1 pseudogene is annotated in these 299 nt (G+C 66.2%); it reads right to left on the bottom strand.

The annotated features are described in order from the left end of the window. A pseudogene (locus tag KUF83_RS09695) lies at positions 1-299 on the bottom strand (DNA-directed RNA polymerase subunit alpha); the annotation flags it as partial.

Genomic DNA, 299 nt, shown 5'->3' with positions numbered 1-299 from the left:
CGCATGGCCTGCTTGGTCTCGACGTCGACGATCAGCTTGTCGAAGTCGGTGCGCTGCTCGACACGAGTCGCCTCGACCTTGTACGTGACCTTCAGCACGGGGCTGTAGATGGAGTCGACCGGGATACGGCCGATCTCCTGGCCGACCTGCTTGTTCTGCACGGCGGAGACGTAACCGCGACCGCGCTCGACGGTCAGCTCCATCTCCAGCTTGCCCTTGCCGTTGAGCGTGGCGAGGACGAGGTCGGGGTTGTGGACCTCGACACCGGCCGGGGGCGCGATGTCGGCGGCGGTGACCAG

The sequence above is a fragment of the Streptomyces sp. BV286 genome, from assembly GCF_019090165.1.
GTDB lineage: Bacteria > Actinomycetota > Actinomycetes > Streptomycetales > Streptomycetaceae > Streptomyces.
This window is presented reverse-complemented; position numbering and strand designations above follow the sequence as displayed.